The sequence below is a fragment of the Kitasatospora sp. NPDC023118 genome, assembly GCF_055560875.1.
Map to the genome: position 1 here is coordinate 234464 of NZ_JBVHHW010000005.1, position 16337 is coordinate 250800.

Below are 16337 nucleotides of genomic sequence, written 5' to 3' on the forward strand. Positions count from 1 at the left end.
GGGTGCGCGGGGTGGTCGGGCGGTCCGGTCGGGTGCGCGGGGTGGTCGGGCGGGTGCGCGGGTAATGCGGTCGAGGCGGGCGTTCGGGCCCGACTAAGCTTTCCGACCATGGCGGCCACTGCAGAACACAGCACCACCGGGACGAGCGCCCCGGCGTACTACGTCTCCACCCCGATCTACTACGTCAACGACCGACCCCACCTGGGCCACGCGTACACCACGGTGGCGGGCGACGTCCTCACCCGCTGGCACCGCCAGCGCGGCGAGAAGGTGTGGTACCTGACCGGTACCGACGAGCACGGTCAGAAGATCATGCGGACCGCCGAGGCCAACGGCGTCAGCCCGCAGGAGTGGTGCGACAAGCTGGTCGAGGAGGCCTGGAAGCCGCTCTGGGAGCACCTGGAGATCGCCAACGACGACTTCATCCGCACCACCCAGGAGCGGCACACCGCCCGGGTGCAGGAGTTCGTCCAGGACCTGCACGACAAGGGCGAGATCTACAAGGGCGGCTACTCCGGCCCGTACTGCGTCGGCTGCGAGGAGTACAAGCTCCCCAACGAGCTGCTGGACGGTGCCACCGAGGGCGAGAAGCTCTGCCCGATCCACAAGAAGCCGGTCGAGTGGCTGGAGGAGGAGAACTACTTCTTCCGCCTCTCCGCGTACGGCGAGAAGCTGCTGGAGTTCTACGCCGAGAACCCCGGCTTCATCGCTCCCGAGTCCGCCCGCAACGAGGTGCTGCGCTTCGTCGAGCAGGGCCTGCAGGACCTCTCCATCTCCCGCTCCACCTTCAACTGGGGCGTGCCGCTGCCCTGGGACGAGAAGCACGTCCTCTACGTGTGGGTGGACGCGCTGCAGAACTACATCACCGCGGCCGGTTACGGCAGCGACCCGGAGCGCTTCGCCGAGCTGTGGCCCGCCTCCGTCCACCTGGTCGGCAAGGACATCCTCCGCTTCCACGCGGTCATCTGGCCCGCCATGCTGATGGCCGCCGGGCTGCCGCTGCCCAAGCGGGTCGTCGCCAACGGCTGGCTGATGGTCGGCGGCGAGAAGATGTCCAAGTCCAACCTGACCGGCATCGCGCCCACCGACCTCACGTCGCACTTCGGCGTGGACGCGTACCGCTACTACTTCCTGCGGGCGATCCCGTTCGGCACCGACGGCTCGTTCTCCTGGGAGGACTTCACCGCCCGGTACACCTCCGAGCTGGCCAACGACTTCGGCAACCTGGCCTCCCGGGTCGCCGCGATGGTCGGCAAGTACTTCGGCGGGGCGCTGCCGGCCTCGGCCGCGCACGGTGACGCCGAGCAGGCGATCGCGGACGGGCTCCGCACGGCCGTCGAGACGGCCGACCAGAAGATCGGCGAGGAGCTGGACTTCGCCGGCGGCCTCGCGGCGATCTTCGAGTTCGTCAAGCAGGTCAACGGCTACCTCACCGAGCAGGAGCCCTGGAAGGTCGCCAAGGACGAGTCGGAGGAGGGGCAGGCCCGCCTGGCCACCATCCTCTACACCGCCGCCGAGGCGCTGCGCGGCACCGCCGTCCTGCTCAACCCGGTGATGCCGTCCACCGCCGAGAAGCTGTGGGACTCGCTGGGCGCCGCCGAGGGCCTCGGCGCGCTCGCCGCGCAGACCGTCGCCACCGCCGGTGACTGGGGCCGGCTGCCCGCCGGTGCCACCGTCACCAAGGGCGAGATCCTGTTCCCGCGCCTGGAAGAGAAGCCGGCCTCCTGATGGCCGCCAAGGACGACGACCGGTCGACCCCGCCGCCGCTGCCGGAACCCCTGGCCGTGGCGGTGGCCGACTCGCACACCCACCTCGACATGCAGGCCGGCACCCCGGCCGAGGGACTGGCCCGGGCCGCCTCGGTCGGGGTCACCACGGTGGTCCAGGTGGGCTGCGACGTGCCCGGCTCGCGCTGGGCCGCCGAGCTGGCGGCCCAGTACGGGCAGGTGCACGCGGCCGTCGCCCTGCACCCCAACGAGGCGCCGCGGATCTTCCTCGGCGACCCGGACGGCTGGTCCGGGCAGCAGCGCCCCGCGGGCGGCCAGGCGGCGCTGGACGAGGCGCTCGCCGAGATAGACGCCCTCGCGGCGCTGCCGCAGGTGCTCGCCGTGGGCGAGACCGGGCTGGACTACTTCCGCACCGGGCCGGAGGGCGTGGAGATCCAGAAGGAGTCGTTCCGCCGCCACATCGAGATGGCCAAGCGGCACGGCAAGGCCCTGGTCATCCACGACCGGGACGCCCACGAGGACGTCATCGCCGTCCTGCTGGCCGAGGGCGCCCCCGAACGGACGATCTTCCACTGCTACTCCGGCGACGCCGAGATGGCCAAGGTCTGCGCCGAGCACGGCTGGTACCTCTCCTTCGCCGGCCCCGTCACCTTCAAGGCCAACCAGCCGCTGCGCGACGCCCTGCTCGCCACCCCGCTGGACCGGATCCTGGTCGAGACCGACGCCCCCTTCCTCACCCCGCACCCGTACCGGGGGCGGCCGAACGCTCCGTACCTCATCCCGGTCACGGTGCGGTCGATGGCCGCCACCCTGGGGCTGCACGAGGACGAGCTGTCGGCGGCGATCGCGGAGAACACCGCGCGGGCCTTCGGGTACTGAGCCGAGCGAACGGAACTCTGGGTCCGAGGAAACGGTTCGAGGAGAAGGGCGTCTGCCTGCCCGTCGCCCAGCACGAAGGGGTGCTCCGGACCTCGGTGCCGTACCCCGTGGAGATCGGCCTCGCCGAGGTCCTCGAACTCTGAGCCCCTCCCGCGCCCGTATCCTTGGCGCGTGAGCACCACCGACCCCACCCCTGACAGCCACCTGCTGGGCGCCGCCGACATCCGGGAGCTGGCGGCCGCGTTCGGCGTGAAGCCGACCAAGCAGCGCGGGCAGAACTTCGTCATCGACGGCAACACCGTGCGGCGGATCGTCCGGGCCGCTGACGTGACGGAGCAGGACGCGGTGGTGGAGGTCGGGCCGGGGCTCGGATCGCTGACGCTGGCGCTGCTGGAGGTCGCGCGGCACGTCACGGCGGTCGAGATCGACCCGGTGCTCGCGCAGCACCTGCCGGACACCGTCGCCGCCCGGATGCCCGGTCGGGTGGACTCCTTCGACCTGGTGTTCAGCGACGCCATGGAGGTCACCGAGCTGCCCGGGCCGGCGCCCACCGCGCTGGTCGCCAACCTGCCGTACAACGTGGCCGTGCCCGTCCTGCTGCACATGCTGGCGACCTTCCCCAGCATCGAGCGGACCCTGGTGATGGTGCAGAGCGAGGTCGCCGACCGGCTCGCCGCCAAGCCCGGCAACAAGGTGTACGGCGTCCCGTCGGTCAAGGCCAACTGGTACGCCGACGTGAAGCGGGCCGGCGCCATCGGGCGCAACGTGTTCTGGCCCGCCCCCAACGTCGACTCCGGCCTCGTCTCGCTGATCCGCCGCGAGCCGCCCAAGACCAGCGCCAGCCGCGAGGAGGTGTTCGCGGTGGTCGACGCCGCGTTCGCCCAGCGGCGCAAGACCCTGCGCGCCGCGCTGGCCGGCTGGGCCGGCTCCGCCGCCGGGGCCGAGCAGGCGCTCGCGGCCGCCGGGATCGACCACAAGCTGCGCGGCGAGATGCTGACGGTGGAACAGTTCGCCGCGATCGCCGAGCACAAGCCTGCCGAGTCTGCCGAGTCTGCTGAGGACAGCGTGTGATCACCGTACGGGTGCCGGCCAAGGTCAACGTCCAGCTCGGGGTCGGCGGACTGCGCGCCGACGGCTTCCACGACCTGGCCAACGTCTTCTTCGCGGTCGCGCTCGGCGACGAGGTCACCGCCACCGAGTCCTCCGAGGGCGTCACGCTGTCCTGCTCCGGGCCGGACGCCGAGGCCGTCCCGCTGGACGACAGCAACCTCGCCGCCCGCGCCGCCCGGCTGCTCGCCGCCCACCACGGGATCGCCGACCCCGGAGTGCACCTGCACATCGCCAAGGCCATCCCGGTCGCCGGCGGCATGGCCGGCGGGAGCGCCGACTGCGCCGCCGCGCTGGTCGCCTGCGACGCGCTGTGGAAGCTGGACACCCCCGTCGAGACGCTGCTGGAACTGGCCGCCGAACTGGGCTCCGACGTGCCCTTCGCCCTGGTCGGCGGTGTCGCGCTGGGCCGCGGCCGGGGCGAGCTCCTGGAACCGCTCGCCGTCTCCGGCACCTTCCACTGGGTCTTCGCGGTCGCCGAGGGCGGCCTGTCCACCCCCGCCGTCTTCCGCGAGTGCGACCGGCTGCGCGAGGAGGCCGGCACCGGCTCCAGCGACACCGACGTCCCCACCCCCGACGCCGACCCGGCCCTGCTCACCGCCCTCGCCGAAGGCGACGCCGTCGCCCTGGCCGCCGCGCTCGCCAACGACCTCCAGCCCGCCGCGCTCTCGCTGCGCCCCGCGCTGGCCGCCACCCTGCGGGCCGGCACCGAGGCCGGCGCGCTCGGCGCCCTGGTCTCCGGCTCCGGGCCGACCTGCGCCTTCCTGGCCAAGGACGCGGACGCGGCCACCGCCGTCGCCGAGGCGCTGCGGGCCTCCGGCACCTGCCGGACCGCGCACGCCACGTACGGGCCGGTGCCGGGGGCCTCGGTGGCGCCGTAACGCCGTGGTCGCCGCGGCCTCGGCCCGTCCGTGGGGTGTCGGCCAGCCCGTTAGGCTGGGGTGATCGGGGAGTCCCCGAGAGGAGCGCCCCCGCCGCTGACGGCGGGCCGCCCCGCGACCGCCGAACCCAGGAGCGCAGCACACGTGGCCGTCAACCTCGCCACCATCGAGTCCGTCACGAAGGTCTACGGCACCCGCACCCTGCTGGACGCGGTGAGCCTGGGCGTGAGCGAGGGCGACCGGATCGGCGTCGTCGGCCGCAACGGCGATGGCAAGACCACCCTGATCCGGATGCTCGCCAAGCTGGAGGAGCCCGACGGCGGCCGGATCACCTGGAACGGCGGCCTCGAACCGGCCGTCCTCACCCAGCACGACTCGCTCGACCCGAAGGCCACCATCCGGCACGAGGTCATCGCCGACCGCGCCGACCACGAGTGGCTCGGCGACGCCCGCATCCGCGACATCATCGAGGGCCTCTTCGGCGGCCTCGACCTGCCCGGCTTCGCCGACGGCCTGGACACCGTCATCGGCCCGCTCTCCGGCGGCGAGCGCCGCCGGATCGCCCTCGCCAAGCTGCTGCTCGGCTCGCCCGAGCTGATCATCCTGGACGAGCCCACCAACCACCTCGACGTCGAGGGCATCAACTGGCTCGCCCAGCACCTGCAGAAGCGCCGCTCCGCGCTGGTCTGCGTCACCCACGACCGCTGGTTCCTCGACCAGGTCTGCACCCGGATGTGGGACGTCCAGCACGGCGACGTGCACGAGTACGAGGGCGGCTACTCCGACTACGTCTTCGCCCGCGCCGAGCGCTCCCGGATCGAGGCCGTCGAGGAGCAGAAGCGCCAGAACCTGGCCCGCAAGGAGCTCGCCTGGCTGCGCCGCGGCGCACCCGCCCGCACCTCCAAGCCGCGCTACCGGATCGAGGCGGCCAACGCCCTGATCGCGGACGTGCCGGAGCCGCGGGACAAGAGCGAGCTGATGAAGTTCGCCAACGCGCGGCTCGGGAAGACGGTCTTCGACCTGGAGAACGTCACCGTGACGGCCGGCCCCAAGCTGCTGCTGGAGAACCTCACCTGGCAGCTCGGCCCCGGCGACCGGATCGGCCTGCTCGGCGTCAACGGCGCCGGCAAGACCTCGCTGCTGCGCGCCATGCGAGACGCGTACGCCTCCGAGGGCGACGTGCAGCCGACCTCCGGGGTGGTCAAGGTCGGCAAGACCGTGCGACTGGCCTACCTCTCCCAGGAGGTCGCCGAACTGGAGCCGGAGACCCGGGTGCTGCAGGCCGTCGAGCAGATCCGCTCCCGGGTCGACCTCGGCAAGGGCCGGGAGATGAGCGCCGGGCAGCTGTGCGAGCAGTTCGGCTTCGGCAAGGACAAGCAGTGGACGCCGGTCGGCGACCTCTCCGGCGGCGAGCGGCGGCGGCTGCAGCTGCTGCGGCTGCTGATGGACGAGCCCAACGTGCTGTTCCTGGACGAGCCGACCAACGACCTGGACATCGAGACGCTCAACCAGCTGGAGGACCTGCTCGACGGCTGGCCCGGCTCGATGATCGTCATCAGTCACGACCGCTTCTTCATCGAGCGCACCACGGACGTCGTGTACTCGCTGCTCGGCGACAAGAAGATGCGGATGCTGCCGGGGGGCGTCGACGAGTACCTGGAGCGGCGGGCCCGGATGGCGGCTCTTGCGGCGGCTGCCGCTCCCGCTGCTCCGGCCGTTGAGGCCGCCGCCGCTGCCGGGCTGTCCGGCGGGGACCTGCGGGCGGCGAAGAAGGAGATGCAGAAGCTGGAGCGGCAGATCGCCAAGCTGGACGAGAAGGAGTCCAAGCTGCACGCCCAACTCGCCGAGCACGCCGCCGACTTCTCCAAGGTCGCGGAGCTGGACGGGCAGCTGCGCGCCGTCCGGGAGGAGAAGGAGGAGCTGGAGATGAGCTGGCTGGAGCTGGCCGAGCAGGTCTGAACTACTGCTTCTTGAGCAGGATTTCGAGCTCGTCCGCCGCACGGCCCAGCGCGCTGAGCGCGGGGTCGTGCGGCGCCGTCGGACGCACCGCCGGCCGCGTCGGCGGGCGGTGCTCCCGGGCGGCGGCGGTCAGTTCGTCCAACGCCCGGCGGACCCGCTCGGTCTCCGCGGGATCGGGCACCCGGCCGCCGTACCGGATCTGCGCGGCGAAGGCCGCCACCGCGCCGCCCAGCCGCTCCAACGCGGCGGTGGCCGGCAGCCACTGCTCGGCCAGCCGGCCCGTGGGCGGCGGTTCGGCCAGGCCCTGCCGCACCTCCTGACGGGCGTCCGCCAGCGAACGGTAGGCGGTGCGGCGCAGCCAGACCTGGGACCGGCTGTCCTGGGTGGTGGCGTCGAGGTAGGCGCGCAGGGCCGTGGTCGCGGCCACCAGCCGGGGCTCGATGCGGTGGCGCGGGCGCTCGGGCCACAACAGGTAGCCGAAGAGCAGCACGACCGCGCTGGCGAGCACGGTGTCCAGCACCCGCGGCCAGAACTCCGCCACGCCGCTCCGGCCGCCGAGTTGCAGCAGGACCAGCGCCATCGGGGTCATCACCACCGTGTTCAGCCCGTAGTGCGCGGCGGTGGCGTACGGCAGCAGCGCGACGCACAGCGCGGCCATCGCGGTCAGTGCCCACTTCTCGGTGGTCAGCGACAGCAGCGCCGCCGTGACCACCACGCCCAGCACCGTGCCGATCGCACGGCTCACCGCGCGCAGGAACACCGAACCCAGGTCCGGCTTCAGCACGAAGGCGATCGTCATCGGCACCCAGTAGCTCTTGCTGAGCGGGTAGTTGGCGGTCACCGCCGCGCCGACGGCGATGCACAGCGCGACGCGCAGCCCGTACCGGACGGAGGGACGGGACAACAGCCGAGCGCGCAGCCGCCACGGGTCGGGCGGCGACGCGGGGGCGGTGCCGATCCGCGTCGTGCGGCCGGCGACGGTGTCGGCCGCGGCGCGCAGCGCCACGTCCAGCGCCTGCCGCGCCGGGGTGTCCGGCCCCCAGTCCGGCACCGCGACCTCGCCGCCGCCCCGCCGTACGGCCCGCGCCAGGTGGTTCGGGACCTCGGCGACCTCCGCCGGGACCGGACGCCAGGCCCACAGCAGGCCGGTCGCGGCCTCGGTGGCGGCGAGGGCGGCCTCGTACATGCGGTGCAGGGCTTCGCGGCCGACCTGTTTCCGACTCGAGTTCGGGAGCAGATCCTGTAGTTGGTTGAGGCGAGCGGTCAGCACCTGGCGCGAGGCGGCGCCCTGCGGAGTGCCCAGATCGGCGAGGGTGCGGCCGAGCGCCTCGTAGACGGCGGCGAGCGCGCGGTTACGGGGATCGGAGCCGGACCGGTGATCGGCCCTCACCGGTAGACCCAGCAGGACCACCAGGGCCGCGCCCGCCAGCATCATCGTCGCCGCCGCCCACCACGGATGCGGCAGCGGCATCCCACTGCCCAAGGCGGCCGACACCAGCAACAGCATCCCGGCCGCCGAACCCCGCGGGCCGGTCGCGCTCAACGCCCCGGAGGCGAAGGCGGTGAGCGTCAGCGCGCCGCCGAGGACGGTGGCGCTCACGTGGGCGTGCTGCAAGGCCGTGCCGATCAGCATGCCGAGAGCGGAGGCGAGCACGGCGGTGGCGATGCGGGTGGCGCGCTGGTTCGCCGGCTCCGCACGGTCGTTCATCGTCGCGTGCATCGCGCCCAGCCCGGCGAACACGCCGAGGTCCAGGCGGTGGGCCAGGAGGCCGACCGTCAGCGGTACCGCCATGCCGACGGCGGCCCGGGCCATCAGCGCCCACGGCAGCGGCGGCCGGGCCGGTCGCACGGCGCGGGCCCACCAGGGCGTCGGCTTGCTCGGAGGCATACGGGGTCACGTCCGTTCTGCGGCCTACGGGTCGCTGCTGTGCGACATTGCGCGGCAGATGGGCGTTACCGGGTCAGTCTACCCAGGGGCCCGGTGGCCGGCTGTACGTGTCAAGTTCGTACCGATCGTGCACGGGCGGCCAAGGGCCCTGCCGGGCCGACAGAGGTGGTGGCTACGATAACGGAGGCGGAAACCGCCCACGGGGTGGGCGGTTGAACCGACCAGGACGGCAAGGCCGAGAAGTTGACGGTGTGTTGCGGCGGAGCGCACGGGGTTGCCCGGGGTGCCCGGCCGTACGGGGGAGAGGTGGACTGCTGTGGCAGATCCGGATACGCCAGGCACGGCTACGAGTCCCGGAGGGACGAACCCTGCGGGCGCCAGCCCGTCGGCGGCAGGCGATACCTACGTATTGCCCGCCAATCCGAAGATGTACGGCCCCACCATCAGCGAGTCGCAGACGTATTCGAGCGCTCAAGACCTGGTGACCGCCTTCGGCGGGCAGAACGTCCAGGTCGAGATCGACACGCTCACGGCGTTCGCGAAGAAGGTTGATGCCCTGCTCCAGGCGATGGAGGGCTCAGAGGCGGCGCCGTACAAGCTTGAGGCGCAGAATCTGACCCAGGGGAGCTTCGTCAGTGGGGGTTCCGCCGGTCAGTTCCTGGAAGCGGTGACCCTGTCCAGCACCTATGAAAAGGTCCACACCCAGCTCGTCAAGCTGCACAAGGATTTCGTGTCGCAGATCGATGCGATGAAGAAGGCGGTGACGGGCACGGCGGGCAACTACAGGACCAACGAGGACAACGCGACTGCTGCTCAGAACTCGGTCGCGAAGAGCGCGGGTGTGGCGGGGACGAACGGACCCGCGGGCAAGAACGACCTGTGATGGCGGTCGGTGGAGAGGAACCACGGGGAACGGGGGAGTAAGTAATGGCAGACGAATCACAATTCGAACGCATGGACCACGCCGTACTCAAGGGCATGGTCGACGACACCAAGCCCGACTTGGTCCTGAGTCGCGGCACCAAGCTGCAGGCGGCCGGCCGTGTGCTGAACGAGCTGAGCGCTGCGCTTAAGTCCCACCTCAGCCAGGTCACTTGGGAAGGTCAGGCTGCGGAGAACTTCAAGACGTGGGCCGGGAACCTGCAACAGTCCGCCGAGAAGCTGGGCGCCTACTCCTCGGGCGCGGGCGACGCCATGCACCAGGCCGGTGAAGCACTCAGCACTGCAAAGGCTGCCGTGCCGGAGGTGCCGACGACTGACGTAGATGCGGTCAGTAGGTACGGGCGCCAGGGTGCGCCCGACAAGGAGGCCTACACGTCGGCCAACCTCACGCCGGAGGGTCCGACCCCCGCGAACCTCGACGCGATCATGAAGAAGCGTAGGCCCGGACCCGAAGGCTGGGTCTCCGGAGCCGAGTTCCAGGCCGCGTCGCAGCGGGTTTACCAGGCGCACCAGGAAGCCATCCACCAGATGGAGAAGCTGGGGCAGGCGTATGCGGCGGCTACGACGACGCTGAACGGGCTCGGCGACGTGGTGTTGCCGGGGACGCCCGCACCGTCGAACCAGAACGACTCCACAGCGATCGCCCGAGACGGGGGAAGCGGCGGCAACTACGGTGGTTCCCCGCGCGCTCCTCGCGCAGGTGGCGGCAGCGTTAGCGAAAGCCGCAGTTCGTCCGTAGGCAACTACGGTGGCGGTTCGGTGAGGCCCCGAGACCCGGGAACGAGCTGGCAGGACCCGGCCAACCCGGGCCACACCGGCTCCACTCCGCCGCACGGCGGCGGACAACTGCCGCCCGCGCCGCAGGACCCGGGCTCCTCGAACCCGCCGTCCTACCCGTCGGACCCGGTCAACCGCCCGGGCACTGGCCTCGACAGCCTGCCGACCCTGCCTGGTCAGACCGGGCCGACTGGCCCCGGCACTGGTCCCCTGCTGCCGGACGGCCCGGGTGGCACTCCCATCTACCCGGGCGGTCCCGGTGGCGGCCCTGGCGGTACGCCGGGCCTGCCGGGTGGTGGGCCGATCACCGGCTTCCCGATCGGGACCGGCGGTGGCTCGATCCCGGCCAAGGGCACTGGTGGCGGTTACATCCCGGGCAAGGGTGGCGGCTCGATTCCCGCCCGCACGGTCCCCTTCGGCGGTGGCCAGGTTCCCGGCAAGTCCGGCACCCCGGGCCTGCCCAGCGGAACGGTCTTCGGCCGTGAGGCCGGACCGGTCGGCGGTGGCCGGGCCGGATCGCCCATGGGTGGAGGAATGGGCATGCACCCCGGAATGGGCGGCGGCCACGGTGTCGTCGGCGGGGGTGGCGGCTCGCGCGGCCGGGGCCTCACCTCGACCCCCGGCGGTACGGTCGGCGGCCGCAAGGGCCCGGCCGTCGGTGGGGAGTTCACACCGGGCGGTACGGGTCTGCGCAACCGTGCGGCCGCAGCGGAAGCGGCCGAAGGCGGCGGCCGGTCCGGGCAGAACGGCATGATGGCCCCGGGTACGGGGGGCCACGGTGGGCGGAACGAGCGCGACCGCCGCAAGCGTGCCGACTACTTGCACGAGGACGAGGAGACCTGGACCAGCGGTACGCCGCACAGCAATCCGGACGTGGTTGAGTAGGGCGGCAACGACTGCCCGGCCACTGGGCTCGCCCGGCGGCCGGGCAGACCTGTTCGGGGCAGGTTTTCCCGGCCAGCGAGAGATCGACGAGGAGTTGTGATGGGGCGGACGAACGCACGAGTGCGTTGGCGGGCTGCTGCTGCGGCGCTTCTGGCGGCGGGAGTCGTAGTCGGCCCGATTGCAGGGCCGGCGGCCGCGGATGGATCGATTCGTGAGAAGCAATGGCATCTGGACGCCATGCATGCGTCGGAGATGTGGAAGGTCTCCAAGGGCCAGGGGATCACGGTTGCGATCATCGACGGTGGATTCAAGCTGGACCATCCTGATCTGGCGGGGCAATTTCTGCCGGGCAAGGACTTCAGCGGTGGCTCCGGGGGCGTGGGGTCCTACGCCGACGGGCACGGTACAGAGATGGCGAGCCTGATTGCCGGAACTGGTAAGAGTGTCGGAGGGACAGGTGCTTATGGCCTGGCACCGGGGGCCAAGATTCTTCCACTCAAGATCAATAACGGTTCCGTATCGGCGGCTCTCCCGTCTGACTTTCTCGACCAGATCGGACAGGCGGTCAACTATGCGGTTGACCAGGGAGCAAAGGTCATCAATATCTCACAGGGTATGGATGCGGCGCTCTTCTCATCGGAGGATGTGAGAAAGCTGAACGGCATCCTTGCGGGGGCGCGGACCAAGGGAGCCCTGGTTGTGGCCAGCGTCGGGAATGAAGCGCAGTCCGGGAACCCGGTCTCTTACCCGGGCGGCCTGCCCAATGTGGTTGGCGTTGGAGCTGTTGATCACGATGTTGTAGTGACCGCAGAATCCGAGCAAGGTCCACAGGTGGTCCTTGTAGCGCCTGGAATGGATATCGTCGCTGCTTGTACGGCTGATACCGAGTACTGCAAGAGCCATGGCACGTCTGATGCTGCCGCACTGGTGTCTGCCTCGGCAGCACTGGTTTGGTCAGTGCACAAGGACTGGACTGCGAATCAGGTATTGCGGGTTCTCATCAATACGGCGGGCAAGCCGCATGACGGTTCCGTGCGCAACAACGTTAGCGGTTACGGCGCCGTGCGGCCCCGGGTTGCTTTGACGGATCCGGGGGATCCTGGCCCGGCGGATGTGTCTCCGGTTCCGGCGGCGGATCCTTCCCCGTCGCCGAGCCCGTCCGCGTCTGCGAGTTCGGCGGCCCCTACGTCGTCGGCGCCGACTCCCGTCGTGAGCCCGACCGAGGTGGCGGTGGGTGCGCCGAGTTCGCAGCCGAAGGCTGATGCGTCGTCCGGGTCGGGTGGCAGCGCGCTGCCGATCGTGGGCGCCGTGGTGGCCGGGTTGGTGCTGGTGGCCGGGGTGGTGTTCGCCGTAGTACGGCGGCGGAAGCCGGCTGTGCAGCCTGAGGCTCGTGTGTCGCCGGTGCCACAGCAGCAGCCGGGGTTGGTGCTTCCGCCTCCTCCGCCGGCGCACGAGCCTCGGGTGTCGCCGGACGACAACCCCTACGCGCGGTAGCCGGAAGTCGGTTGGCTGCCCTGCCGCAGGTGTGCCCCTGGCCGTCGGGCAGTGCCTGAACCTCTTCGGCTGAGGCGAAGCGGTTCAGCGTGCGGCGTGGGCCGACGGTTAGGCCTCGGGCGGGTTCGTGGCCGCGTGGTCGGCGGTCTGGTCTTCGCGGGGTGGCGTCCTGAGGGCCGTGAGGACGCCGAGGGCGACGGTGGCGAGGGCGATGAGGATCGCGAACGCGGTGCCGATCAGGAAGTTGGCGGTATCGAGTCTCACCGGTGGGCCCCGAAGTGGGCGGAGAGGAAGAAGAGGAGCTCTTCCGCCTGGCTACGGGTGAGGGGGAAGGCGAGGTGGTCGCCGGGGGGCGTGGGTGCCGAAGTCGACGGCGAGCCGGAGTTGGAGAGCCGCGTCGGGGGCGGACTCGGCGGTGAGGTAGTGGACGGTGGTGCGCTCGGTCACGGCTCGCACGGGTCACCTCGCTCGGCGTCGAGGAGGAGGTTGAACAGGGTCGTGATCGGAGCGGTGTTGAAGCGGACGAGGACGCGTCCGTCGAGGGTCGTGTCGGTGGTCGCGAAGGGCCAGGCGAGGCCGAACTTCCTTCCGTGCTCGTGGACTTCGGTGATGAGGGTCTTGATCTGGGCCTCGGTGTAGTGCCGGACGCGGGGATCCGTGGGCTTCATCGGGTGGCGTCGGATGTGGTTCACGCGACGGCGTCATGCCACCACGCGCCAACCCGACCCCGACCCCGGCCCATCGCTCCGGCGAGGGGCGGCTTTCCGTTGGTGCCATTGCGATGAATGGCAGTACATACTGGTTCGGCAAGCTCCGAGAGGCCAAGGCTCGAGGACTGCTTCCGTCGCAGGCCCTGGACGTACTGTCCGCAGACACTGAGGGCGGTTGGTCCGGGAGGGTTGTGCCTGGCTCGCGAGCTACCGCAACGAGCGTTGAAGCGCTCCGCGAGAAGGCTCGCGAAGGCTGGGAACCGCCCGCACAGCCGGAGCCGCCTCGCGGCCGTCGCCGCTGAGTCCCACGATCACCCGGTGGCCTCCACCCCAAGACCGGGGTGGAGGCCACCGACGTGCCCCGGCGTGAGGGCTGTGGGCGTGCGCTGGGGTCACCCGGGTGGCGGCTGGTGGGGTGTCTGGGGGGTGGTGAGGGTTGGTGGTATGGATGCGGAGGGTGCTTGGCGGGTAGGGCAGTTGCGGCGGGCGGCGGCTGCGGCGTTGATCGGAACGGCGATCGAGTTCTACGACTTCTTTCTGTACGGGACGGCGGCCGCGTTGGTGTTCGGGCCGGTGTTCTTTCCCGCACTGGGCAGGGTGGGGGCGCTGTTGGCGGCGTTCTCGGTGTATGCGGTGGCGTTCCTGGCCCGGCCGTTGGGGGCGGTGGTGTTCGGGCACTTCGGGGACCGGGTGGGGCGGAAGACCACGCTGGTGGTGTCGCTGCTGTTGATGGGGTTGGCGACGGCGGCGGTGGGGGTGTTGCCGGGGTTCGCGGTGTGGGGGTGGTGGTCGCCGGTGCTGCTGGTGGTGTTGCGGGTGTGTCAGGGCGTCGGGTTGGGCGGGGAGTGGGGCGGGGCGGCGCTGCTGATCGCGGAGAACGCGCCGGCCGGGCGGCGGGGGCGGTACGGGGGGTTCCTGCAGTTGGGGCCGACGGGTGGGTTCGTGCTGGCCAACGGGGTGTTCCTGGCGCTCCAACTCGGCATGGGCGAGGGGTCGTTCCGGCAGTGGGGCTGGCGGGTGCCGTTCCTGGCCTCGACGTTGCTGGTGGCGGTGGGGCTGTTCGTGCGGTTGCGGATCGAGGAGTCCCCGCTGTTCCGGACGGACGAGCGCAGGGAGCGGCCGCCGGTGGTGGAGGTGTTGCGCGAGCACTGGCGTCCGGTGCTGGCGGGCGGCGGGGCGATCACCGTGGGGTACGCGCTGTTCTACCTGACCACGACGTACGCGCTGGCGTACGCGACGTCCGGCCTCGGGGTGGCGAGCACGCTGGTGCTGTCGATGCTGCTGGTCGGGGCGGCGGGGATGGCCGTGATGGTGTGGCTGAGTGCCTCGCGCAGTGACCGGTGGGGGCGGCGGCGGACGTTGCAGTGGGCGACGGGGCTCGCCGCGGGCTGGTCGCTGGTGGTGTTCCCGCTGTTGGAGACGGTGCGGCGGCCGCTGATGTTCGTCGGGCTGGCGGGGGCGATGGTGGTGCTGGGCTGCATGTTCGGGCCGGTGGCGGCGTTCCTGCCGGAGCTGTTCCCGACCCGGGTGCGGTACACCGGGGCCGCGCTGACGTACAACCTGGGCGGGGTGATCGGCGGTGCGACGACGCCGCTGGCGGCGACCAGGCTGACCGCGGCGTACGGGACGGCGCAGCCGGTGGGTTGGTACGTGGCGGGACTGGGCCTGCTGGCCCTGGGGTGCCTGCGGCTGTTGCCGGAGACCACGGGAGCGGAGTTGGCGGCGGTGGACGGCGGACGCCGCCGGGCGCCCGTCCTGGGGACGGACCCGGCGGCGTAGGCGCAGGCGCGGGGAGGGGTCAGCCGGCCAGGGCGGCCCGGCCGGCCAGCACGATCGCGGTGTGCCGGGCGACGCGCTCGCCGAGGTGTTCGGCGGTCGCGATGTCGGCCTTGTGGACGGCCTCGACGCCGGCGTCGGAGGGCGAGGAGGCGGCGGCGCCGCTGAAGAAGCCGAGGCGGTTGAGGTCGTTCTCGCTGGCGGTGGTGGCGTTCCAGCCGGGCTTGAGGCCGAGGTTGACCCAGTTCATGCCGTGCTGGGCGGCGAGGGTCTGGAAGAAGCCGAGGGTGCTGGCCTTGTCGCCGCTCTTGGAGGCGGAGTTGGTGAAGCCGGCCGCGACCTTGTCCTTCCAGGCGTCGGTGAACCAGCGCTTGCTGGTGGCCTCGGCGAAGACGTGGAAGGCGCCGGAGGCGGTGCCCATGTAGGTGGGGGAGCCGAAGACGATCGCGTCGGCGGCGTCCAGCTGGGCCCACTGCTCGTCGGTGATGGTGTCGACGGCGATCGAGACGACCTCGGCACCTGCGGTGGCGGCACCGCGGGCGACGGCCTCGGCTATCACGGCGGTGTGGCCGTAGCCGGAGTGGTAGGCGATCGCGACGGTCGGGCGGATGGCGGTCATGCGGGGCGCTCCTGTACGGGACGGCGGTGGGCCGGTGGGGAAGTGGCGGGGACGGGCCAGGGCAGGGCGAAGCTTGCGGACGCCCGGCCCGTCGAACGGTCTCCAATATAAACCAAGTCTCTATCGGTTACCAGGGGTGGATCGGAGACCGCCGGGCTACCCTGGTCGGTATGACGACGGAGGAAACGGCCCGGGAGCAGAGTCAGCCACACGGGCAGGCGCTGGAGCTCAACGTCTTCGCCCAGCTCTGCCCCAGTCGCGAGATGTTCGCCGAGCTGGCCGACAAGTGGTCGCTGCTGATCCTGATGAGCCTCGCCGCCTGCGGGCCGCAGCGCTTCTCCGAACTCCAGCGCGGGATCGGCGGGGTCAGCCGCAAGATGCTCACCCAGTCGCTGCGCACCCTGGAGCGCGACGGCCTGGTGCTCCGGACGGTTTTCCCGGAGACGCCGCCGCGGGTGGTCTACGACCTGCTGCCGCTCGGTCGGGAGCTGGCGGAGCTGGTCTCCCCGCTCGGCCGCTGGACGGAGCGGCGCGCCCGGCGGATGCTCGCGGCCCGTGAGGAGTTCGATGCGGCGCACTCCGAGGACTGAGGGGCCGGAGGCGGGCCGGGCGGAGCCCGAGGTGGGCCCGGGTGGGGTCGATTTCCCTTTCGGGTCGACGGCCGTGTAATGTCTTCCTTGTTCGACCGGCCCG

Annotated in this window: 15 protein-coding genes; 10 read left to right on the forward strand and 5 right to left on the reverse strand. The window is 71.4% G+C overall.

The window, feature by feature from the left end; translation table 11 throughout:
- The first annotated feature begins 108 nt into the window (after positions 1–108).
- From metG to ACZ3UD_RS09175, 5 genes are all read left to right on the forward strand, one after another.
- Positions 109–1728, forward strand: a complete 1620-nt coding sequence (gene metG, locus ACZ3UD_RS09155; RefSeq protein ID WP_465584204.1) for a methionine--tRNA ligase — start codon at positions 109–111, stop codon at positions 1726–1728.
- Positions 1728–2606: a TatD family hydrolase gene (locus tag ACZ3UD_RS09160; RefSeq protein ID WP_465584207.1), complete on the forward strand. Its 879-nt coding sequence runs from the start codon at positions 1728–1730 to the stop codon at positions 2604–2606. Before metG ends, ACZ3UD_RS09160 begins: the two co-directional genes overlap by 1 nt.
- A gap of 171 nt (positions 2607–2777) precedes the next feature.
- Positions 2778–3677 (forward strand): 16S rRNA (adenine(1518)-N(6)/adenine(1519)-N(6))-dimethyltransferase RsmA, encoded by a 900-nt coding sequence (gene rsmA, locus ACZ3UD_RS09165; RefSeq protein WP_465584210.1) that lies wholly within the window; start codon positions 2778–2780, stop codon positions 3675–3677.
- A complete protein-coding gene (locus ACZ3UD_RS09170; protein WP_465584213.1) occupies positions 3674–4594 on the forward strand; it encodes a 4-(cytidine 5'-diphospho)-2-C-methyl-D-erythritol kinase in 921 nt (306 codons plus the stop codon). Before rsmA ends, ACZ3UD_RS09170 begins: the two co-directional genes overlap by 4 nt.
- 144 nt (positions 4595–4738) lie before the next feature.
- Positions 4739–6553, forward strand: a complete 1815-nt coding sequence (locus ACZ3UD_RS09175) for an ABC-F family ATP-binding cassette domain-containing protein (RefSeq protein ID WP_465584216.1) — start codon at positions 4739–4741, stop codon at positions 6551–6553.
- A gap of 1 nt (position 6554) precedes the next feature.
- Here ACZ3UD_RS09175 and ACZ3UD_RS09180 read toward each other — a convergent pair whose 3' ends face one another.
- Entirely contained in the window at positions 6555–8441 is a 1887-nt protein-coding gene (locus ACZ3UD_RS09180; protein ID WP_465584219.1) for an FUSC family protein, read from the reverse strand.
- Positions 8442–8757: 316 nt separating this feature from the next.
- Here ACZ3UD_RS09180 and ACZ3UD_RS09185 point away from each other — a divergent pair, with 316 nt between their 5' ends.
- The 3 genes from ACZ3UD_RS09185 (at position 8758) to ACZ3UD_RS09195 (ending at position 12539) form a co-directional block, all read left to right on the forward strand.
- Positions 8758–9324: a hypothetical protein gene (locus tag ACZ3UD_RS09185; protein WP_465584221.1), complete on the forward strand. Its 567-nt coding sequence runs from the start codon at positions 8758–8760 to the stop codon at positions 9322–9324.
- A gap of 95 nt (positions 9325–9419) precedes the next feature.
- Positions 9420–11045 carry a WXG100 family type VII secretion target gene (locus ACZ3UD_RS09190; protein WP_465584224.1) on the forward strand — a complete coding sequence of 542 codons (1626 nt, stop codon included), beginning with the start codon at positions 9420–9422 and terminating at the stop codon, positions 11043–11045.
- Positions 11046–11144: 99 nt separating this feature from the next.
- Positions 11145–12539: a S8 family serine peptidase gene (locus ACZ3UD_RS09195; protein WP_465584227.1), complete on the forward strand. Its 1395-nt coding sequence runs from the start codon at positions 11145–11147 to the stop codon at positions 12537–12539.
- Between the two features lie 108 nt (positions 12540–12647).
- Here the strand turns inward: ACZ3UD_RS09195 and ACZ3UD_RS09200 are convergent, their stop codons facing one another.
- Genes ACZ3UD_RS09200 through ACZ3UD_RS09210 form a run of 3 tightly spaced genes read right to left on the reverse strand, consistent with a single transcriptional unit; the run spans position 12648 to position 13231 of the window.
- Positions 12648–12803 (reverse strand): hypothetical protein, encoded by a 156-nt coding sequence (locus ACZ3UD_RS09200; protein WP_465584230.1) that lies wholly within the window; start codon positions 12801–12803, stop codon positions 12648–12650.
- 51 nt (positions 12804–12854) lie between these two features.
- Positions 12855–12986, reverse strand: coding sequence for a hypothetical protein (locus tag ACZ3UD_RS09205; protein ID WP_465584232.1), 132 nt, complete (start codon positions 12984–12986; stop codon positions 12855–12857).
- Positions 12983–13231, reverse strand: coding sequence for a hypothetical protein (locus ACZ3UD_RS09210; protein ID WP_465584235.1), 249 nt, complete (start codon positions 13229–13231; stop codon positions 12983–12985). The genes ACZ3UD_RS09205 and ACZ3UD_RS09210 overlap by 4 nt, the downstream gene beginning before the upstream one ends.
- A 519-nt stretch (positions 13232–13750) precedes the next feature.
- Between ACZ3UD_RS09210 and ACZ3UD_RS09215 the strand changes: the two genes are divergently transcribed.
- Entirely contained in the window at positions 13751–15028 is a 1278-nt protein-coding gene (locus ACZ3UD_RS09215) for an MFS transporter (RefSeq protein WP_465584238.1), read from the forward strand.
- 19 nt (positions 15029–15047) lie between these two features.
- Here the strand turns inward: ACZ3UD_RS09215 and ACZ3UD_RS09220 are convergent, their stop codons facing one another.
- Positions 15048–15644, reverse strand: coding sequence for a flavodoxin family protein (locus tag ACZ3UD_RS09220; RefSeq protein WP_465584241.1), 597 nt, complete (start codon positions 15642–15644; stop codon positions 15048–15050).
- Between the two features lie 170 nt (positions 15645–15814).
- On the opposite strand from ACZ3UD_RS09220, the gene ACZ3UD_RS09225 reads away from it, so the two are divergent.
- Complete coding sequence (locus tag ACZ3UD_RS09225) at positions 15815–16234, forward strand: winged helix-turn-helix transcriptional regulator (protein WP_465584244.1); 420 nt, start codon at positions 15815–15817, stop codon at positions 16232–16234.
- Positions 16235–16337: the final 103 nt, after the last annotated feature.